The sequence below is a fragment of the Streptomyces sp. NPDC050147 genome, from assembly GCF_040660195.1.
GTDB lineage: Bacteria > Actinomycetota > Actinomycetes > Streptomycetales > Streptomycetaceae > Streptomyces.
Genome location: NZ_JBFALJ010000004.1, coordinates 43,884 through 64,010, shown reverse-complemented (window position 1 = coordinate 64,010; position 20,127 = coordinate 43,884). Strand labels below are relative to the sequence as shown.

Below are 20,127 nucleotides of genomic sequence, written 5' to 3'. Positions count from 1 at the left end.
TTGGTTTCGGGAAGGGGTGCCCGCGCGCGGAGCGCGCTAATAGGCGCAGTGGGGAAAGCCCCGCAGGGGCCGCCCGAACCTCAGCCCCCAGCCCCCGCAAAGTGTTCCCGCACCAAGGTCTGGACGACCCCCAGGTCCTGCGCCACCAGCGCCTCAAGGAGCGCCATGTGCTCCGCCGCGTCAGCGACGAGATCCGCGCGGCGAGCGTGCACGGGCCCGCTCACCAGGGGCCACTGCGACCGGCGGTGCAGGTCGTCCGCCACCTGCACCAGCTGCTGATTGCCCGCGAGGGCGAGAACCGCTCCGTGAAAGGCCCGGTCCGCCTCCGCGTACCGGGCCAGGTCCCCGCCCGCCGCCGCCACCGCGCTCGCCTCGGCCAGCGGCCGCAGCTCGCACCACCGCGCCGCCGGCACCGTACGGGCGAGCCGCAGCATCACCGGCACCTCGATCAGCGCCCGCACCTCCGCCAGCTCCCCCAGCTCTCGCGCGCTCCGCTCGGTGACCCGGAAGCCGCGGTTGGGCACGACCTCCACCGCTCCCTCGATCGCGAGCTGCTGCATCGCCTCGCGCACCGGAGTCGCCGAGACCCCGAAGCGCTCGCCGAGCACGGGCGCCGAGTACACCTCGCCGGGCGCGAGCTCGCCCCCGACGAGCGCGTCCCGCAGGGCGTCCAGGATCTGACCGCGGACCGAGTTCCGCTGCACGGTCCTGCGGGGCACGGGCACGGGTACCGGCACCGCCGCTTCCCCGTGCGTGTGCTCACCGCGGGCGGCGGCAGGGGACGTCGCCGGGGCCGCCGCGTCCCTGGCCGTCGCGGCCCGCACCTGCTTCGGCACACGGGCGGCGAGGCGGTACGCGTCATGCGCTCTGGCCTGCTCCACGAGGTCCACCCCAAAGTCCGCTCGGTCCGAAAGGTACGAGAGGCACCATAGGCGGACAGCCCCGCAGTTGAAACCTCGATCATTCTGGGTAAGGTTAGGCTTACCTGTAATCGATCGTGATTCGGTGGTTCCCGCATGTCCGTACCCACCTTGGCGAAGAGCGCCCCGAGCGCCCTCGCGGACGCCTACGCCCGCCTCACCGAGGTGTTCCCCGGACTGCGCGTGACCGAGCTCGGCGTCGAGGAGCAGACCCCACAGGGCGACGGTTGGGTCACTGCCGCCCGGCTCGCGGAGGGCGGGGCCGATCTCGACGCGTTCATGGCGTGGGACGAGGCGCAGGTACGGAAGGACTACGGGCAGGCGGGGCGCCCGGACGTCATCGCGAGCTTCGCCCTGCACCGCTACGCCTGGCCTGCCACTCTCCTCATCACCCTGCCGTGGTTCCTGCACCGCCGCGTGCCCCGCTACCCCGTGCAGAACGTGTCCTTCCAGCGCACCCTCGGCCGTCTCGCCGTCCGCAGCGAGGGCTTCGCCTGCCTGCCGGACGATCCGGCCGCCTCGCTGCCCGGCGCCCGCGTCGTGCCGGACGAGGAGGCCCTGCGCGCGGAGGTGCGGGCCGCCGTCGCCGAGCATCTGGGACCGCTCCTCGACGCCTTCGGGCCACGGATGCGGCGCCGTTCGCGCGCCCTGTGGAGCGTCGCCACGGACGAGATCGTCGAGGGGCTCTGGTACATCGCCCATCTCCTCGGCGAGGAGCAGCGCGCCACGACCGATCTCGAGCGGCTCCTTCCCGGCGCCACCAAGCCGTACGTGGGTACGGCGGGCTTCCGTGAACTGCGCGGGCCCAGCGGCGAGTCCCTGCCGACGCGGGACCGCGCGAGCTGCTGCATGTTCTACACGCTGCGGCCCGAGGACACCTGTGTGACCTGCCCGCGCACCTGTGACGCGGAGCGCGTCGCGCGCCTCAGCGCCGCCGCTGCCGCCTGACCGCGCCGCACTCCGGGCAGAAACCGCGCCCCCTCCCCCTTGAACCACCCTTTCGTGTTCGTTTAATCGAACTCAACTCGGCTTACTGGGCCCTGCGTTCGAGCAAAACGGCGCGCGCCGCACCCCTTTGCCCCCCCCTTGGCGTTCTCTTGCCCAAAAACCCCTCTGGGGGCCATCGGGATTGGGCCACTATGGCGCCCGAACGCCCTACCGCGACGCAAGGGACCCCAGATGAGACTGACCGACATATCGCTGGACTGGCTGCTTCCGGGTGGCGTCCTGCTCCTGGGCATGCTGGTGGCGGTGGCGGTACTCGCACGCGGCAAGCGCGCCGGGCAGAAGGCGGCCGCCGGCGCGTCCGGCGACGACTCCTGGGAACGCAGCGAGGAGCGCCGCAGGCGCAAGGAAGCCATCTACGGAACGGCTTCGTACGTTCTCCTGTTCTGCTGTGCGGCGGTCGCCGCCGCACTCTCCTTCCACGGCCTCGTCGGCTTCGGCCGGCAGAATCTCAACCTCACCGGTGGCTGGGAGTATCTGGTCCCGTTCGGGCTCGACGGTGCGGCGATGTTCTGCTCCGTACTCGCCGTGCGCGAGGCCAGCCATGGTGACGCGGCGCTCGGCTCGCGACTCCTGGTGTGGACGTTCGCGGGCGCGGCCGCCTGGTTCAACTGGGTGCACGCGCCCAGGGGACTCGGCCACGCGGGCGCCCCGCAGTTCTTCGCCGGGATGTCGCTGTCGGCGGCGGTGCTCTTCGACCGCGCGCTGAAGCAGACCCGCCGCGCGGCACTGCGCGAACAGGGCCTGGTGCCGCGGCCGTTGCCGCAGATCCGGATCGTACGGTGGCTGCGCGCGCCGCGGGAGACCTTCGCCGCCTGGTCGCTGATGCTCCTCGAAGGCGTACGCAGCCTGGACGAGGCGGTCGAGGAGGTCCGCGAGGACCGGCGCGAGAAGGAGCGCACCCGGACCCGCAGGCGGGACCGGGAGAAGCTGGAGCGTGCGCAGCTCAAGGCGATCAGCAGGGGCCACCGCGGTCTCCCCAGTCGCGGTGGCGCGCGGCAGGTCGATCTGCCGGCGGTCGCGCCGGCCGCCGGGTCCGCGCAGGTCGGCGCGGACCCTGCCATAGCGCCGCAGGAACAGGAACAGTTGCCGCTGCGCTCCCGGCCCGCCCTCCAGGCCGTCAAGGGCGGCACTGAACCCGTCACCGTCGACCTCACGGCCGAGGACGACACCCAGGCGCTGCCACGGCTCGACTCCCTTGAGCGCAAGCTCAAGGATCTGGAGCAGCAGTTCGGCTGATGACAGCGGCGCAGGACGGGAGTTGACCGGCGGTCCGGCTCATGCCGGGCCGCCGTCCAGCTCGAACCACACCACCTTTCCGACCCCGTCGGCCCGCACGCCCCACGCGTCGGCGAGGGACTGCACGAGCATCAGGCCCCGGCCATGCGTGCCGTCGTCGGCATTCGGCACGCAGAGCTTCGGGCGGCGTCCCACGAAGTCCCTGACCTCGACGCGCAGCCTGCCCGGCCGCACGGTCGCCGTCACAATGGCGTCGCGGTCGGTGTGCACCAGAGCGTTCGTGACCAGTTCGCTGGTCAGCAGTTCGGCTATCTCGGATCTTCCGGGCCTCCCCCAGGACCGGAGCAGTTCGCGTAACGATCCCCTGACCTCAGGGACCGCCCGTAGGTCGGATCTCCCCAATCTGCGCCGGAGTTGAGCCCTGTGAAGCTCCACCGGCTTGTCGTCGATCGGCCCGTCCCTTGCTATCGGCGAAGAAGTCCCGAACTGAATGGGACCGCCCCCTCTTGCTTGCCTTGTCATGACCCCCGCCCACAAACGAGTCCAATCCTTCCTGCTCGAACACCTTCACGGAAATGCATGCCCCACCGGGTTGGCGGCACTCATGTCCATTCGTCAACCATTGGAGTGGGTGCGCCCGAGCCCGGCGGGGAAGTGAAGCCGTGGACCGTTTCTGCTTGATCCCGACCGGGCCCGATCGCGTCACATCGGCCCCGCCCGAGCGTTCTGAGGAGCCGCCGTGCACGACGACCGACTGCTGGTGGAGGGACGCCTGGAGCGCGCCCTGCGGCAGTTCATCCGCCCCGCCCAGTACGCGGACCGCGTGCCGCTCGCCCTCTCCGTCTGGCACGCGCCGGGCGAACCCGTCCCCGTCGCCGAGGCTCTGGAGGCCTCGTACGAACCCTTCGCGGCAGGCACGGAGTGGGGAAAGCCCTGGTCAACAAGTTGGTTCCGGCTGCGGGGTCAGGTGCCCGAGGAGTGGAGCGGGCGCCACGTCGAGGTGGTCGTCGACCCCGGCTTCACCGGTGAGGGCCCCGGCTTCCAGGCGGAGGGGCTGGTCTACGACGCCTCGGGCATCCCCCTCAAGGGCATTCACCCCCGCAACCGGCACATCCCGGTGGCAGCCTCCGCACAGGGCGGCGAGCAGGTGCACCTCCTCCTGGAGGCGGCGGCCAACCCCACGGTTCTGCATGACTTCGAACCGACACCCCTGGGCGACGTACTGACCGCGGGAGATCGCCTCATCTACCGATTCGCGTCTGCCGATCTCGCCGTACTGGACGAGGACGTCTGGCAGCTGACGATGGACATCGAGGTCCTCTCCGAGCTGATGTACGAACTGGACGCCGCCCGTCCGCGGCGCCACGAGATCCTGCGCGCCCTGGAGCGGGCGCTCGACGCACTCGATCTGCACGACGTGTCGGGCACGGCGGCAGCGGCGCGGGCCGAGCTGACGGAGGTCCTCGCGAGTCCCGCCCACGCCAGCGCTCACCGCGTCTCGGCCACCGGGCACGCCCACATCGACTCGGCGTGGCTGTGGCCGCTGCGCGAGACGGTGCGTAAGGCGTCCCGCACCTTTGCCAATGTGACGGCTCTGGCCCAGGACTATCCCGAGCTGGTCTTCGCCTGTTCACAGGCCCAGCAGTACGCCTGGGTCAAGGAGCACCAGCCGCACATCTGGGAGCGCATCAAGAAGGCCGTCGCGGACGGCAACTGGGCGCCGGTGGGTTCCATGTGGGTCGAGTCGGACGCCAACATGCCGGGCGGCGAGGCACTGGCCCGCCAGATCACGCACGGGATGCGGTTCTTCCGTGAAGAGCTGGGCGTGCGGACGCAGGAGATCTGGCTGCCGGACTCCTTCGGCTACACGGCGGCGTTCCCGCAGCTCGCCAAGCTCGCGGGCATCCGCTGGTTCCTCACGCAGAAGCTGAGCTGGAACCAGTCCAACAAGATGCCGCACCACACTTTCTGGTGGGAGGGCATCGACGGCACCCGTGTCTTCACGCACTTCCCGCCGGTGGACACCTACAACTCCCAGCTCCACGGCGCCGAACTGGCCCACGCGGAGCGGAACTTCACCGAGAAGGGCCGCGCGTCCCGTTCCCTGGTGCCGTTCGGCTGGGGTGACGGCGGTGGTGGTCCGACCCGCGAGATGCTGGAGAAGGCGCGGCGGCTGCGGTCCCTGGAGGGGTCGCCGCGCGTCGAGATCGAGAGGCCTTCCGCGTTCTTCGCCGCCGCCGAGGAGGAGTACGGGGCGGGGGCGCCGGTCTGGTCCGGCGAGCTCTATCTGGAGCTGCACCGCGCCACGTACACCACGCAGGCGGCCACCAAACGCGGCAACCGGCGCAGCGAACACGCGCTGCGGGAAGCCGAGTTGTGGTGCACGGCCGCCGCGGTGCGCGACCCCGCGTACGTCTATCCCCACGCCACCTTGGACCGGCTCTGGAAGACGGTGCTCCTGCACCAGTTCCACGACATCCTGCCCGGCTCGTCGATCGCCTGGGTGCACCGGGAAGCGCGTGACACGTACGCGCGTGTGCTCGCCGAGCTCGATGAGATCACCGCGGCGGCGGTCCGTTCCCTCGGCGCGGGAGGGCCCGTGGCGCTCAACGCGTCGCCGTACGCCCGCAGTGAGGTCGTCACGGCCGACGACGGCACCCTGGTGCACGTCGATGTCCCGGCGCTGGGCAGCAAGAGCCTCGAAGAGGCCGCCTCGTACACGCGGGAGACCGGGGCCACCGCGCTGCTCGCCGACGGCGAGATCCAGTTGCTGAACGAGCACCTGCGCGTCGCCGTCGACACGGACGGTCTTCTGACCTCCGTGCACGACAACGACGCGCACCGCGAGGTCCTGTCCCCCGGCGCGCGCGGCAACCTGCTCCAGCTGCACCCCGACCACCCCACGCACTACGACGCCTGGGACCTGGACAAGCACTACCGCAACACGCACACCGACCTCACCGCGGCCGAGTCCGTGGAGCTGGTCGAGGACGGGCCGCTGCGGGTCGCCGTGCGCGTGGTGCGGTCCTTCGGGAAGTCGCGGATCACCCAGGAGATCCGGCTCGCGGCCGGCAGCCGTCGCGTCGACGTCGTCACGGAGGTCGACTGGCAGGAGTCGGAGAAGGTGCTCAAGGCGGCCTTCCCGCTGGACGTGCACGCCGAGCGGTCGGCGGCCGAGATCCAGTTCGGGCACGTGCACCGCTCCACGCACGCCAACACCGGCTGGGACGCGGCCCGTTTCGAGATCTGCGCGCACCGGTGGCTGCGGGTCGCCGAGGAGGCGTACGGCGTGGCGGTGCTCAACGACTCGACGTACGGCCATGACGTGACGCGCACCCCGCACGGCGAGGGGCTCGGCACCACCGTGCGGCTCACGCTCCTGCGTGCCCCGCACAGCCCGGACCCGGAGACGGACCTGGGCGTGCACCGGTTCGCGTACGCCCTGCTGCCGGGCGCGACGACGGGCGACGCGGTCGCGGAGGGGCTCGCCCTGAACCTGCCGCTGCGGGTCGCCGCCGCGCCCGCCCTGCCGTCGCTCGTCAGCGTCGACAATCCGGCGGTGACCGTGGAGTCGGTGAAGCTCGCGGACGACGGGAGCGGCGACGTCGTGGTGCGGCTCTACGAGTCGCGGGGCGGGCGCGCGGCGGCCACACTCACCACGTCGTTCGCGGTGAGCGCGGCCGAGGTGACCGACCTCCTGGAGCGTCCGCTCGAACCGGCCCACACCGACGACGCCGGGCTCGTGCTGGCGCTGCGTCCGTTCCAGATCGTGACGCTGCGGCTGCGGCCGGTCCGCTGACCGCTTGTCAGAGGCGGGGCACGTTACGCAGGTTGGAGCGTGCCATCTGGACCATGCGGCCGACGCCGCCGTCAAGCACGATCTTGCTGGCGGAGAGCGCGAAGCCCGTCACCATCTCGGAGCTGATCTTGGGCGGGATGGACAGGGCGTTCGGGTCCGTGACGATGTCGACGAGAGCGGGGCCCTTGTGCGCGAAGGCGTCCTTCAGGGCGCCCGCGAGCTGCTTGGGCTTCTCGACCCGTACCCCGTAGGCACCGGCGGCGCGGGCCACGGCGGCGAAGTCGGGATTGTGGTTGTCCGTGCCGAACGAAGGGAGCCCGGCCACCAGCATCTCCAGCTCGACCATGCCCAGGGAGGAGTTGTTGAAGAGGACGACCTTCACCGGCAGGTCGTACTGGACGAGGGTGAGGAAGTCGCCCATCAGCATGGAGAACCCGCCGTCGCCCGACATCGAGACGACCTGGCGCTTGCGGTCGGTGAACTGGGCGCCGATCGCCTGCGGCAGGGCGTTGGCCATCGAGCCGTGGCTGAAGGAGCCGATGATGCGGCGCCTGCCGTTCGGGGTGAGATAGCGGGCCGCCCAGACGTTGCACATGCCCGTGTCGACGGTGAACACCGCGTCGTCGGCGGCGAGTTCGTCGACGATCGAGGCGACGTACTCGGGATGGATCGGGATGTGCTTGTCGACCTTGCGCGTGTAGGCCTTGATGACGCCTTCGAGGGCGTCCGCGTGCTTCTTGAGCATCTTGTCGAGGAACTTGCGGTTGCTCTTGGGCGTGACGCGCGGGGTGAGACAGCGCAGGGTCTCGCGTACGTCGCCCCAGACGGCGAGGTCCAGCTTCGAGCGGCGGCCGAGGTGTTCGGGGCGCACGTCGACCTGGGCGATCTTGACGTCGTCGGGCAGGAAGGCGTTGTACGGGAAGTCGGTGCCGAGCAGGATCAGCAGGTCGCACTCATGGGTGGCCTCGTACGCGGCGCCGTAGCCGAGCAGTCCGCTCATGCCGACGTCGTACGGGTTGTCGTACTGGATCCATTCCTTGCCGCGCAAGGCGTGGCCCACCGGCGACTTGATCTTCTCGGCGAACGCCATGACCTCGGCGTGCGCGCCGGCCGTGCCGCTGCCGCAGAAGAGAGTGACCTTGTCGGCCTTGTCGATCATCGCGGCGAGCTTGTCGATCTCCGTGTCGCCGGGGCGTACCGAGGGGCGGGAAGTGACCAGGGCGCTCTGGGCGGCCTTGTCCGGGGCGGGCTCGTCGGCGATGTCGCCGGGCAGCGTGACGACACTGACGCCGGACTGTCCGATCGCGTGCTGGATGGCGGTCTGGAGCAGCCGCGGCATCTGCTTCGGGTTGGAGATCATCTCGCAGTAGTGACTGCACTCGCGGAAGAGGTGATCGGGGTGGGTCTCCTGGAAGAAACCGAGGCCGATCTCGCTCGACGGGATGTGCGACGCGAGGGCGAGGACGGGCGCCATGGAGCGGTGGGCGTCGTAGAGGCCGTTGATCAGGTGAAGGTTGCCGGGGCCGCAGGAACCTGCGCAGGCGGCGAGGCTGCCGGTGACCTGGGCCTCGGCACCGGCCGCGAAAGCCGCGGTCTCCTCGTGCCTGACCTGCACCCACTCGATGCCCTTGGTGCGCCTGATCGCGTCCACGACCGGGTTGAGGCTGTCGCCCACGACCCCGTACATGCGACGCACACCGGCGCGGTGGAGGATGTCGACGAACTGTTCGGCGACGTTCTGCTTGGCCATGGCTTCACGAACCCTTCAGTCCCCTTGACTCTCTTGGGTCCATGAATTCACAGGGCGGGCGCTCACGCCTCCCAAACGGCGGCCGCCGTCCGGTCGTCCGCGTACCCCTTGACCCTGACCTGGATGTCCGCGAGGAACGTCGCGAGGCCCGGCGGGCCGCTCTTCGCCCACCGCTGGGTGAGGTGGGCGGCGAGCTCGGGCTCACCGCGCAGGGGCTCGGCGAGGCCGCCGCTGCAGAGCAGGAGGGCATCACCCGGGCGGGCTACGGAGGCCCGGAAGCGGAACGGCTCGCGGGGCGGGGGCTCGGGCGCGGGCTCGTACGGACTCGGGGGCGTGATGATGCCCATGTCCATGGTGAGCCGATCGCCGTCGGGGGTGTCCGACGGGACGGAACCGAATCCGACGACGGGCGGCCCGGCGTCACCGGCACAGTCGCTGACGTGCGGCTCGATGTCCTGCCAGGCGCCGTCCCTGAGCCGGAAGAGTCCGCCGCCGCCGACGCCGAAGAAGACGCGGGTGCGGCATTCGGGGTCGGCCGTCAGAAGGAGGCAGCGCAGGGACGCGGCGTACTCCTCGGGCTCGACGCCGAGGTCGGTGGCGTGCGCGCGGAGCTTGCCGAGGCTGCGGTCCGTGAGCCGGTGAAGGCCGCTCTTGAGGTCCCCGCGCCGGGCGGCCCGGATGTCCTCGGACAGCCGCTGATGGCTGCGGCCCACGGCCCGCCCGATCCAGGCGCAGGCCTCGGCGGCGGCGCGATGGGCGCCGGGCGTGGCCCGTGCGCCGGTGGCCATGGCCACCAGGACGAGGGCGCCGCGCCCGGTGCCGAACCGCGCGGTGAGCAGTGAGTCGCGGCGCGGCTCGCCCCGATAGCGGGCGGAGTCCCCGCGCACGGAGACGGCCCGCAGCGTGGAAGTGCCGTACCGGGCGCCGTCGAGCACGGTGTCGGCGACCAGGTCGCCCAGGTCGTCGGGGTCGGCGGCGGGCAGGACGGTGGGCTCGGCGTCGTAGGTGGGCGGGCCGTCGCCCACGTACACACCGTCCCCGGATGCTGCCGCCGGGACGGCTGGCTCCGGTTCCGCCGGGGCGGGCGCCTGCGGGGCGGGTGCCTGCGGATTCCGCACCGCGGACACTTCGGGCGCGCGGGGAGCGGGGACGGCGGTGGTGCGGCTCGGAGCACCGGGAGGCTTCGGCGGCCCCGCCGGGAAGGTGACCGGTCCCGTGGGCGCCGCGGGGGGCTCCCAGGGGGCGACGTCTTCACGGATGCGGGCGGCGGGTGGGGGCGGGGACACGGACGACGGTGCGGGTGCGGGTGGCGTCGACGGCTCGCGCGGCGTGAGCGGTGCACCCGGCGCGGGCCCGGCGCGGTCCCCGAGCCCCGGGGGCGGCGGCTCCGGGGCAGGGAAAGAGCTGCTGCGCGGCAGGGCCTCTTCCGCCCCGGCGCTCCCGGGGGCGGAATCGGCCACGCCCTCGCCCGCCGCGGACACCGCCGACGCGAACCTGTCGTCGAGGGTGTCGGCCACCTCGGCCGGCCCCGTGTCGTGAGCGGAGTCGTCGTAGAGCTGACCCCACCAGTCGTCCTCCTGGCCGGAGGTCCCGTCGTGCCTCTCCCCCTGCTGACTCATGCCCTTATTGTCCACCGCGGAGGCCGTACGAAAACGGTTCATCCGGAAATTCCGGCCACCGCCAGGGTGATGAGGGCCGCCGGGCGGACCCACCCCCCACGGGAGGACCGCCCGGCGGTGTCTGTGTGTTTATCGCACGTCGTAGGCGCGGGCCACTGTCTGAGTGACGGAACTTCCGTTCGCATCCGTCAGTTCGGTCCTGAGCCGGACCTGCTTCCCCGAGGCGCCCGCGTGCTGCACGGTCGCGGTCCACTTCCCGCCGGATGCGGACGTCTTCGCTTCGGTCCAGGTCTTTCCTTCGTCGTACGAGTAGGACAGGGCCGCCGACTTGAGCGGGCCCGGCTTGTAGCCCGAGTGCCCAGTCGCCGTGATCTCAATCCGCTGGCCGTCCTTCGCGGGCAGGGTCTTCATGCCGTCCTCCGGCAGTCGATAGCGCGGGAACAGCATCGGGATGCCCTGCGAGTACACCTCCTCGTCGAGGTGCGAGCGGAACGCCCACGTGGTCCGCGTGCTCGTGGACCGGTTCCAGACCTTCGACCCGATCTTCTGGGTGTTGAGGGTGAGTTCGTACGCGGAGTCGTCCGCCGGAACCGAGAACACCCCGGACGGCCAGCCGGATTCACCCACGATCTCGCCGTCCCGCTTCAGCTGGACATTGCCGATGTCGCCGAACCCGCCCTGGATCCCAGCGTGTTCGCTGTCGGCCCAGAATCCGGGCGCGACACCGATCAGGTTGCCCTGCCGCTCCCCCGCGAGAGCGAGCTCGCCGTCGGCGTCGCGCGGCGCGGCGGGGGTGAGCACCCCCTCGTACCAGTTCTCGCTGCGCCGCTCGCCCTTCTCGTACGTCCGCACCGGGTCGATCATGAACTCGCCGAACGGGAAGCTGCTGGAGACCTGGTGGCCCCAACCGGTCGTGCCTGCCGAGTAGTACTCGGTGCGCTTGCCGGGGGCCGGGACGGACTCGATGTCGGCGAAGTACACCTCGAGTCCCGAGGGGCGGACGGCCGAGGGCAGGTCCACGTAGTCCGTGGTCGTGCCCATCGCGCGGTACGTCGCCTCGTTCGCGGCCAGGTCCTTGTCCCGTACCCGGTAGGTGCGGTCGTCGCGGATCTGCCCGGTCTCGGGGAAGGCGAGGTGGTAGACGTAGGGGCTCTTCGCCGTCGCCTTCCATCTCAACTCGACCGTGTCATTGGCGAGTTGGTCGAGCAGTGCGGTCGCCTCTCCCGTCTGGATGCCGAGGACCGGAAGCGGGGAGCCGCTGAGGCCGACCGAGGGGTACCAGCGGCCCGGTGCCGCGCGGTGGGCGATGACGGCTACCGCGCCTGCCTCCTTCGCGTTCTTCGCGACGGCGTTGGCGCTGCCGCTGTCCGGGACCTTGACCAGGGCGATCTTGCCCTCGACCCCGGCGGCTTCCAGCTCCGCGGGTGTGCCGGACTTGGCGTCCACGAGTGCCGCCTTGCCCGTGCCGTCGAGGTTGGCCGAGCCGGTGGACGCGGTCACGGGGTGCAGCGCTTCGCCGCCCACGACGGCGAGTTCGGAGAGCAGGGGCGCGGCGGCACGCCAGTAGCTGCTGGACTCGAAGGTGCCGTCGGTCGCCTTGCCCTCCACGGACTGGTAGAAGCCGCGGATGGTGCGCGGTCCGGCGGCGGTGCCCGCGTGCAGCCAGTGGTCGGTGCCCCAGGTACGGGCGAACCCGAGGGTGGCGCCGCGCACTTCGGACTTCTTGTCCGTCTTGACGGTGAGGCGGTGCGCGTCGCGGGCGTCGAGCGTGAGAGTCATGTCCTTTTCCACCTCGACCTGGGGCCGGGCGATGTGCGTGAGCGAGTCGGTCAGGGTGCCGCCGTCCGCGTCCGGCGTCGCGATGAAGCCGGTCAGGAAGTAGCTGCCGGGGCGGACTTGGTACGTCTGGTCGTTCGCGCCCTCGTTGAAGCGGCGTTCGCCGGTGGCGTCGTCGGTGCCGATGAGGTCGACGGACGACGGGCCGTCGGCGGGCTTGCCGTCGCGGTCCACGAGCTTCACGCGGAGGCTGACCGTCTGCGGCTGTACGTAGAGCGAGAAGGGCGTGGAGACCGCGATGTCGTCGGCCTTCGCCAGGACGCGGCCGGTCACGTCGCCGTACTGGGCCTTCTTGAGGTCCGCGTCGGGGTCGAGCTTCAGCGGGACCTTGACCGTGGACCCGGCCGCGACCGTCACGGAGCGTTCGGCGAGCTTGGCGATGCCCGAGCGCACGGCGGAGCCGTCGTTGCCGGTGACACCCTGCACGGACAGCTTCAAACGCACCGTCTTGTCGGTGGTGTTGGTGTACGGGACGTCGACCGTGGTGCGGTCCGAGCTGTCCTGGGGCCAGCCGAAGCTGCCGCCCTGCACCGCGGGCGAGCCGAGCACCTTCTGGTCGACGGCCGCCTTCACGTCGAGTCGGCCGCCGCCCGTCTCGGTGACGTCACCGGGGATGCCGCTGTCCGCCGACGACACCAGGGCCGACTTGATCTGCTGGGCGGTCCAGTCCGGGTGTCGCTGCTTGACCAGGGCGGCGGCACCCGCGACGTGCGGGGTGGCCATCGACGTACCGCTCATGGACTGGTAGGCGTAGACGCCCCTGCCGTCCGCCGCGGCCGCTGAGATGTCGACGCCGGGTGCGGCGATCTCCGGCTTGAGGGTGTGCGAGCCGTACGCGGGCCCCCGGCTGGAGAAGGAGGCCGTCGAGTCGTCGCGGTCGACGGCGCCGACGGTCAGGACGCTCGGGGCGCAGCCGGGCGAGGAGACGGAGTTGAGGCTCGGGCCCGTGTTGCCGGCGGCGAGTACGAAGAGGGTGTCCTTGCTCGACTGCGCGAGCTCCTCCGTGGCCGTGCTCATGGGGTCGGCGCAGTCGGTCCGCGCCGGGTTGCCGAGGCTCATGGAGACGACGTCGGCCTTCTCATCGACGGCCCACTGCATGCCCGCGATGATCCACGAGGTGGCACCCGAGCCACTGTCGTCGAGAACCTTGCCGTGCAGCAGCTCGGCGCCGGGCGCGACGCCCTTCTTCTTGCCGCCGCTCGCCGCGCCGGTGCCGCCGACGGTGGAGGTGGTGTGGGTGCCGTGGCCCCGGCGGTCCTCATTGTCCGGCGATTCGGTGAAGTTCTTGGCCGCGCCGATCCGGCCCTTGAGATCGGGGTGGCCGGCGTCGGCACCGGTGTCAAGCACGGCGACCTTGGCGCCCTTGCCGTCGTAGCCCGCGGCCCAGGCCTCCGGGGCGTGCACCTGCTTCGTCGACCTGTCGAGGGTCGCCTCGACCTTGGCGTCGAGCCAGAGCTTCTTCAGATCGGACGCGGAACGGGACTTCGGTGACGTGATGTCCGCCCAGAAGTCCGCTGCCTTCTTCTTGTCCGCCTTCAGCGCGACCCCGTCGACGGGGTCGAGGACGAGCCCGCGTTCGGCGCCGCGCGGGGTGGCGGGCACCGCGCGCGTGACATCGACGGACGTGTCGTACACGGCGATCAGCGGGAGCTTCTTGGCGTGCGCGTCGTCGTATCCCTGGCGGACGAGGCCGGTGACGTTGAAGAGCTCCTCGTCGACCTTGCCCTCGGCGATCGCGTGGACGGCGCCCTCGGGGTAGACGTACAGGTCCTTGCCGGACTGCCTGGTCTGGACGAGGGGCACCGTGCCGTCGGCGTCGGGCAGCGCGCTCGCCCCCGCGCGGCCCTTGCCGTCGGACGACACGAGGACGCGGTCGCCGGTGACGAGGGTGACGACGGAGCTCCCCCCGGCGCGTGGGCCGCTTCCCGTGCTTCCCACGCCCCCCACGCTTCCCACCAGCGGATTCGTCTCCGCCGTGGCCGTGCGTGGCTCGGCCACGGACGGGACGGCCACGGTGACGGCGAGGACGACGGCGGACGCCGCCCCCAAAGCCGTGCGCGATATCGGACGCATCGCTCTCCCCAAGGTTGATGGGCATGCGGAACCACAGCCGAAAGGGACCAAAGGCCCTATTCGCGGCTGCCGTTGGTGCTGCGGTGGCGTCACCTTGGCAGAGAGGCGGGGGGTGCGGGGATGATGTCCCGGGGCGGGTTTACGCCGTGGCTGTTTTCCGCCAGGGCGCCGTCGGAACGGAATCTGGGGAGGGACGTCGCCGCATGCTGGCCGCGATAGGACTGGACGAGCTGCACGAATCGGCGTACCGCGCGCTGGTGGCGGTGGGCGCCTCCGACGTGCCCGATCTCGCGCGGCGGCTCTCGCTCGGCGAGCCGGAGACGGTGCGCGCGCTGCGCCGTCTCGAACTGCACGGCCTGGCGGCCCAGGCGTCCGGCAAGGCGGGCCGGTGGGTGGCGGCTCCACCCGGGGTCGCGCTCGGCGCGCTCCTGACCCAGCAGCGGCACGAACTGGAGAAGGCCGAGCTGGCGGCGAAGCTGCTCGCCGAGGAGTACCGCGCGCAGGCCGCCGAGCCCGCGGTGCACGACCTGGTCGAGGTGGTCACCGGCGCGGGCGCGGTCTCGCAGCGCTTCCTGCAGCTCCAGCTGGGTGCGAGCCACGAGGTGTGCGCCCTGGTCACCGGCAACCCGGTGGCGGTCACCGGCATGGAGAACGACGCGGAGGAGCAGGCCGCGGGCCGGGGTGTCACCTACCGCGTGGTCGTCGAACGCTCCGTCCTCGCCCTGCCCACCGGCCTCATCGAACTGTCGACGGCGATCGGCCGCAACGAACAGGTGCGCGTCGTGGACCGCGTCCCGACGAAGCTGGTGATCGCCGACGGCTCGCTCGCGATGGTGCCGCTGACCTCGCGCAGGGCGGAGCCCGCCGCGCTCGTGGTGCACGCGAGCGGCCTGCTCGAATCCTTGACGGGGCTCTTCGAGGCGGTGTGGCGGGACGCTCTGCCGCTGCGGCTCGGCGAGGGCGGCCACGCGGTCACCGAGGACGCACCCGAAGGGCCCGACGGCGCGGACCTGGAGATCCTCTCGCTGCTGCTCGCCGGCCTGACGGACGCGAGCGTCGCCAAACAGCTGGATCTGGGGCTGCGGACGGTGCAGCGCCGGGTCAAGCGCCTGATGGAGCTGACGGGCGTGACGACGCGGCTGCAGCTGGGCTGGCACGCGTACGAGCGGGGCTGGGTGGCGCGCTAGAGCTCGTCAGGGCGGGTTACGGGGGCTTGCGCGGCCTGCGGGTTTGCCGCGTTTCCTGCACGCTTGGCACATGGGAGCCTGGGAACTCCTGCTGGTCGCGGTGGTGCTGCTGCTCGGGATCGGCGGAGTGCTTGTGCCCGGCGTGCCGGGACCGTGGCTGGTGTGGGCCGCGGTGCTGTGGTGGGCGCTGCAGGACCCGAGGCCGGTCGCCTGGTGGGTCCTGGTCGGCGCGTCCGTCGTGCTTCTCGTCGCGCAGGGCGTCCGCTGGCTGCTGCCGCCGCGGCGCTTCCGGCAGAGCGGTGCCACGCGCCGCACGGCCGTGTACGCGGGGGCCGGGGCCCTTGTCGGGTTCTGCGTGGTGCCCGTGATCGGGTCGCTGCCGGGCTTCATCGGTGGGATCTACCTGGGCGAGCGGCTGCGGCTCGGCGGGCACGGGGAGGCGGCCACGGCCACGAGGATGGCCATGCGGGCGGGCGGCTGGAGCGTGCTGACCGAGTTGTTCGCGTGCTTGCTGATCGCGGGGGCTTGGCTGGGGGCGGTGATCTGGGGCTGAGTGCCGCTCTGGCTTTCGGCGATGTAAAGCTCCGGGTGAAGCTCCGGTGAGCCGGGAAACGAACCCTGCCTCGGCAACGGCTTCATCGGCTCGGGGGGTTACGCCGAACCGGGCACCGAACCAAGCGCTGAACCGGGCACTGAACTAGGCACCGGACCGGGCACCGAACCTTGCACAACGCTGGGGCGTGCCTGCGGCTTAGGCTCGCGCCATGACCGAATTCAGCGAGGCCGAACGGGCGTACCTCAAGTCCCAGCGTCTGGGCCGGATGGCCAGCGTGGACGCGACGGGACAACCGCAGGCCAATCCTGTCGGGTTCTACCCGCAGGACGACGGGACGATCCTGATCGGCGGGTACGCGCTGGGGACCACCAAGAAGTGGCGGAACCTTCGGCAGAATCCGAAGGTGTCGCTCGTCGTCGACGACATCGTGAGCGAGCAGCCGTGGAAGGTGCGGGGAATCGACATCCGGGGGGAAGCGGAACTCCTCACGGGGCGGCATGAGTTGGGTCCGCACTTCAGCGAGGAGCTGATCCGGATTCATCCTCGGCGGATCCACAGCTGGGGACTGGAGCAGTAATCACTTCCTGACCCCGCCCGCACCGTCGACCTCGCCCGCACCGGCGGAGAATCTCAGCCCGTGGGGCCCCTGCTCCCGGTGACGCCAGCACCCCGGCTCCCCACGCCCGCGCGCCCAGCGGGGTTTCGGGAAGGGGTGGGGCCTAGGGAAGATCCCTACCCCGCCGCCAGCAGATGCCGTACCCCGTACGACCGCCACGGCCGCCACCCCTCCGACGCCTCGATCCCCGGCAGGCCCACATCGGGGTCCCCGAGGGCCCGCATCCGAACGGCCGCCACAACCCCCGCGTCCACCCCCGCCAAGGCCGCAAGGCCCGCCTCCGCGTCCTCCCGGTCCGCCCCCGCGTCCAGCCGCACCCGCCCATCGGCGAGCGCGGCAGCCAACTCTCCCAAGGGCCCCGGCTCCCCCGCGAGCGCCCCCGGCTCGGGGAACACATGGGTGAGGGCCCCGCAGGGCGCGTCCAGCGCCTTCCCGTACCGCTCCACGAGAACGGCGGCCTCCGCACGCCCCACCAGCGCCCGCACGGCGAACTCCTCGGGGTCCGCGGCGCCGGGCGACCGGAGGCCGGGCCGGGCCACGACCAGCGGAGCGAGCCGCGCGTCGGCGCCGAGCCGCTCGTCGACGGCGTACGGATCGGCGTCGAGGTCGAAGAGCCGGCGCAGTCGCTGCACGGCGGTCGTGAGGTCCCGCAGATCGGTCAGGTGGAGCCGCGCGTCCAGCCACCCGCCGACCCCGTGGTCACTCTCCTCGACGGCCACGATCCCCGTGCCGTACGGCAGCCGCAACGTACGCCGGTAGGTCCGCCCGCCCGGCTCCCCGCTGACCTGCTCGACCCCGGCGACAGCCTCGTCGGAGAGCAGGTCGAAGACGGCACCGGCCTGGTAGGACCCCCGGTACGCGAGCCGCAGCGGAATTCCGGCTGCCGGGGTCGCGCGTCCCGCGCCACCGCCGCGAGGCGCGGCGGCCCGCAGCGCCGTGGGCGTCAGGGCGTACACCGCGCGGATCGTGTCGTTGAACTGCCGGACGCTGGCGAACCCCGAAGCGAACGCGATCTCCGTGATCGGCAGACCCGTGGTCTGCAGCAACACCCGGGCGGTGTGCGCCCGTTGGGCGCGCGCGAGGGCGACGGGCCCGGCCCCCAGCTCGGCGGTGAGCTGCCGCTGCACCTGCCGGGAGCTGTAGCCGAGCCGCACGGCGAGACCGGAGACGCCCTCGCGGTCGACGACACCGTCACCGATCATCCGCATGGCGCGCCCTACGACGTCCGCGCGTACGTTCCACTCCGCGGACCCCGGCACGGCGTCCGGGCGACAGCGTCGGCAGGCCCGGAATCCGGAGCCCTGGGCGGCGGCCGCGGTGGCGTAGTAGCGGACGTTCCTGCGCTTCGGGGTGACGGCGGGGCAGCTGGGGCGGCAGTAGATGCCGGTGGTCTCGACGGCGAAGAAGAACTCTCCGTCGAAGCGCGCGTCGCGGCTGCGCACCGCCTCGTACCTGGTCTCTTCATCGATCACGTATCCAGTGTGCGGCCAAGCCGGCGCCTCGGCTGGCGGATTTCGGACGCCGCGTTGTGAGGGGGCGGGCGGGGCTCGGGCGGGCACGGGCGGGTGGATCGCCGCCGGCGCGGGAGCGGCTCACTCCGTGACGAGGTACGCCGGAGCAGGAGGGGAGGAACGGAAGGAGGGCAGGAGCGGGAGCCGGACGCGGGCGGACGGGTGGCGTCCTGCGGCGCCGCCGATGCCGCCCGTGCCGCGGTGCCGGCAGTGCCATCAGTGCCGCCAGTGCCATCGGCGGTCGCGGTGCGGTGCGAGGCACCGTGACGAGGTACGCCAACGCAGTAGGGCAAGAAGGCAGGAAGCGGTAGGAGGGCAGGGCGTGAGCCGGACGCGGGCGGACAGGTGGCGTCCTGCGGCGCCGCCGGTGCCACCGTGCCGCCAGCGCCGCCAGTGCCACGGCGCCGCCAGTGCCATCGGCCGTCGCGGCGCGGTACGAGGCGGGGCCTCCGAAGCACCCCGCACCGCACCCCGTCTGCCCGGCGCCCGCCCGTCCGCCCCGCCCCCTAGCGGATCCGGCCCCGCTTGGCCTCCATGGCCGCCTTGCCCTCCGCGCCCCGCAGCTTCCACATGCGTCGCATGTCCGCCCGGAGCTTCGCGTCCGTCTTGGCGACGATGCGCTGGTTCTCACGGATCAGCTTGCGATAGCTGTCGAGGCGTCGGTCGGGGAGGGTGCCGTCCTCCACGGCCGCGAGCACCGCGCAGCCGGGTTCGGCGGTGTGGGCGCAGTCGTGGAAGCGGCAGTCGGCCGCCAGCTCCTCGATCTCGGAGAAGACCTGGCCGACGCCCGTCCCCGCGTCGAAGAGACCGACGCCGCGCAGCCCCGGCGTGTCGATGAGGACACCACCGGCGGGGAGCACGAGGAGGTTGCGGGTCGTCGTGGTGTGGCGGCCCTTGCCGTCCACGTCACGGGCGGCGTTGACGAGCATGACGTCCTCGCCGACGAGCGCGTTGGCCAGCGTCGACTTGCCCGCCCCGGACTGGCCGAGCAGGACCGACGTACCACCGGCGACGACGGCGCACAGGATGTCGACGCCTTCCCCGGTCGTGGCGCTGACCGGGAGCACCTGGACGCCGGGGGCCGACGTCTCGACGTCCTCCACGAGGTAGGACAGGCCCGTGACGTCCGGGACCAGGTCGGCCTTGGTGAGGACGACCAGCGGCTGGGCCCCGGACTCCCAGGCCAGCGCCAGGAACCGTTCGATCCGGCCGAGGTCGAGCTCGACGGCGAGCGAGACCGCGATGATCGCGTGGTCCACGTTGGCCGCGAGGATCTGCCCCTCGGACCGCTTGGAGGATGTGGAGCGCACGAAGGCCGTGCGGCGCGGCAGCAGCGTCCGCACGTAGCGCGGATCGCCGCCCTCGGGGTCGACGGCGACCCAGTCCCCCGTGCACACGACCTTCATCGGGTCGCGGGGCACGACGAACTCGGTGTCGGCACGCACTGTGCCGTCCGGCGTGACGACGTCACACTGACCGCGGTCGACGCGCAGGACGCGGCCGGGCAGCAGGCCCTGCGCCGCGTACGGGGTGAAGTCCGCTTCCCAGTTCTCGTCCCAGCCGTAGGGCGCGAGGGGATGTGTGGAGAGGGAAGACGACTGCGGAAATGACGACTGCGGAATTGCGGAGGAAGACAAGGGGTGACCCTTCACAGGGTGGCCCCGGCGTACGCGCACACAGGCGCGCGAAGAAGGAGGTAGGTCAGCCGGCGGCCACGGAGGTGGAATGGACGGACTTCTCGATGCGGGCAGCGCCCATCTCAACGACAGCCATCGGTCACACCTCCTGGATCACACACTTCGCCGATACCGGCGGCCAACAGGCCGCCGGAAGAACGAATCCAACTCTAGCCCCGCCCTCAGACGGAGCGCCAACCTTTTTCGCTCCCGGCGGCGACGGCCCGCTCGCGCTCGCGCACCTCGGCGAGCGACTGCTGAGGGAGCGGACGGACCTCCTCGCCGTCTCCGGACTCCCGCTGGCACAGGTGGCGTTGACCGTCCAGTCGGGCACGACAGG

At 71.7% G+C, this 20,127-nt stretch carries 13 protein-coding genes; 6 read left to right on the top strand and 7 right to left on the bottom strand.

Translation table 11 applies throughout. The features are described 5' to 3' along the window. Positions 1-80 precede the first annotated feature (80 nt). Positions 81-824, bottom strand: coding sequence for a GntR family transcriptional regulator (locus AB0I94_RS08955; RefSeq protein ID WP_363309026.1), 744 nt, complete (start codon positions 822-824; stop codon positions 81-83). A gap of 192 nt (positions 825-1,016) precedes the next feature. Here AB0I94_RS08955 and AB0I94_RS08950 point away from each other — a divergent pair, with 192 nt between their 5' ends. Together AB0I94_RS08950 and AB0I94_RS08945 are read left to right on the top strand one after the other, a co-directional pair. Then, positions 1,017-1,868, top strand: a complete 852-nt coding sequence (locus AB0I94_RS08950) for a (2Fe-2S)-binding protein (protein WP_363308783.1) — start codon at positions 1,017-1,019, stop codon at positions 1,866-1,868. Between the two features lie 231 nt (positions 1,869-2,099). Continuing rightward, a complete protein-coding gene (locus AB0I94_RS08945) occupies positions 2,100-3,164 on the top strand; it encodes a DUF2637 domain-containing protein (RefSeq protein WP_363308782.1) in 1,065 nt (354 codons plus the stop codon). A gap of 39 nt (positions 3,165-3,203) precedes the next feature. Here the strand turns inward: AB0I94_RS08945 and AB0I94_RS08940 are convergent, their stop codons facing one another. Continuing rightward, positions 3,204-3,686 carry an ATP-binding protein gene (locus tag AB0I94_RS08940; RefSeq protein WP_363308781.1) on the bottom strand — a complete coding sequence of 161 codons (483 nt, stop codon included), beginning with the start codon at positions 3,684-3,686 and terminating at the stop codon, positions 3,204-3,206. A 217-nt stretch (positions 3,687-3,903) separates the two neighbouring features. Between AB0I94_RS08940 and AB0I94_RS08935 the strand changes: the two genes are divergently transcribed. Next, on the top strand, positions 3,904-6,963 hold the full coding sequence (locus tag AB0I94_RS08935; RefSeq protein ID WP_363308780.1) for a glycoside hydrolase family 38 C-terminal domain-containing protein: 3,060 nt from the start codon (positions 3,904-3,906) through the stop codon (positions 6,961-6,963). 7 nt (positions 6,964-6,970) lie between these two features. Here AB0I94_RS08935 and AB0I94_RS08930 read toward each other — a convergent pair whose 3' ends face one another. The 3 genes from AB0I94_RS08930 to AB0I94_RS08920 all read right to left on the bottom strand — a co-directional run bounded on the left by AB0I94_RS08930 (position 6,971) and on the right by AB0I94_RS08920 (position 14,241). Beyond that, complete coding sequence (locus AB0I94_RS08930) at positions 6,971-8,713, bottom strand: pyruvate dehydrogenase (protein WP_363308779.1); 1,743 nt, start codon at positions 8,711-8,713, stop codon at positions 6,971-6,973. A gap of 62 nt (positions 8,714-8,775) precedes the next feature. Then, positions 8,776-10,332, bottom strand: a complete 1,557-nt coding sequence (locus tag AB0I94_RS08925; protein WP_363308778.1) for a protein phosphatase 2C domain-containing protein — start codon at positions 10,330-10,332, stop codon at positions 8,776-8,778. Positions 10,333-10,461: 129 nt separating this feature from the next. Then, positions 10,462-14,241, bottom strand: a complete 3,780-nt coding sequence (locus AB0I94_RS08920) for a S8 family serine peptidase (RefSeq protein ID WP_363308777.1) — start codon at positions 14,239-14,241, stop codon at positions 10,462-10,464. Positions 14,242-14,444: 203 nt separating this feature from the next. Here AB0I94_RS08920 and AB0I94_RS08915 point away from each other — a divergent pair, with 203 nt between their 5' ends. From AB0I94_RS08915 to AB0I94_RS08905, 3 genes are all read left to right on the top strand, one after another. Then, positions 14,445-15,428: a helix-turn-helix transcriptional regulator gene (locus AB0I94_RS08915; RefSeq protein ID WP_363308776.1), complete on the top strand. Its 984-nt coding sequence runs from the start codon at positions 14,445-14,447 to the stop codon at positions 15,426-15,428. A 70-nt stretch (positions 15,429-15,498) separates the two neighbouring features. Then, the gene (locus tag AB0I94_RS08910; RefSeq protein WP_363308775.1) at positions 15,499-15,981 is read left to right on the top strand and encodes a DUF456 domain-containing protein; all 483 of its coding nucleotides are present in this window, start codon (positions 15,499-15,501) and stop codon (positions 15,979-15,981) included. 211 nt (positions 15,982-16,192) lie between these two features. Next, positions 16,193-16,561: a PPOX class F420-dependent oxidoreductase gene (locus AB0I94_RS08905; protein WP_363308774.1), complete on the top strand. Its 369-nt coding sequence runs from the start codon at positions 16,193-16,195 to the stop codon at positions 16,559-16,561. Positions 16,562-16,716: 155 nt separating this feature from the next. On the opposite strand, the gene AB0I94_RS08900 is transcribed toward AB0I94_RS08905, so the two are convergent. After that, entirely contained in the window at positions 16,717-18,069 is a 1,353-nt protein-coding gene (locus AB0I94_RS08900; RefSeq protein WP_363309025.1) for an AlkA N-terminal domain-containing protein, read from the bottom strand. Positions 18,070-18,617: 548 nt separating this feature from the next. Then, positions 18,618-19,748: a ribosome small subunit-dependent GTPase A gene (rsgA, locus tag AB0I94_RS08895; protein WP_363308773.1), complete on the bottom strand. Its 1,131-nt coding sequence runs from the start codon at positions 19,746-19,748 to the stop codon at positions 18,618-18,620. Between the last annotated feature and the right edge of the window lie 379 nt (positions 19,749-20,127).

Coding starts and splice junctions, on each gene's coding strand:
- AB0I94_RS08940 (WP_363308781.1), bottom strand. CDS start 3,686: ATGACAAGGCAAGCAAGAGGGGGCGGTCCCATTCAGTTCGGGACTTCT.
- AB0I94_RS08910 (WP_363308775.1), top strand. CDS start 15,499: ATGGGAGCCTGGGAACTCCTGCTGGTCGCGGTGGTGCTGCTGCTCGGG.
- AB0I94_RS08930 (WP_363308779.1), bottom strand. CDS start 8,713: ATGGCCAAGCAGAACGTCGCCGAACAGTTCGTCGACATCCTCCACCGC.
- AB0I94_RS08920 (WP_363308777.1), bottom strand. CDS start 14,241: ATGCGTCCGATATCGCGCACGGCTTTGGGGGCGGCGTCCGCCGTCGTC.
- AB0I94_RS08925 (WP_363308778.1), bottom strand. CDS start 10,332: ATGAGTCAGCAGGGGGAGAGGCACGACGGGACCTCCGGCCAGGAGGAC.
- AB0I94_RS08950 (WP_363308783.1), top strand. CDS start 1,017: ATGTCCGTACCCACCTTGGCGAAGAGCGCCCCGAGCGCCCTCGCGGAC.
- AB0I94_RS08945 (WP_363308782.1), top strand. CDS start 2,100: ATGAGACTGACCGACATATCGCTGGACTGGCTGCTTCCGGGTGGCGTC.
- AB0I94_RS08905 (WP_363308774.1), top strand. CDS start 16,193: ATGACCGAATTCAGCGAGGCCGAACGGGCGTACCTCAAGTCCCAGCGT.
- AB0I94_RS08915 (WP_363308776.1), top strand. CDS start 14,445: ATGCTGGCCGCGATAGGACTGGACGAGCTGCACGAATCGGCGTACCGC.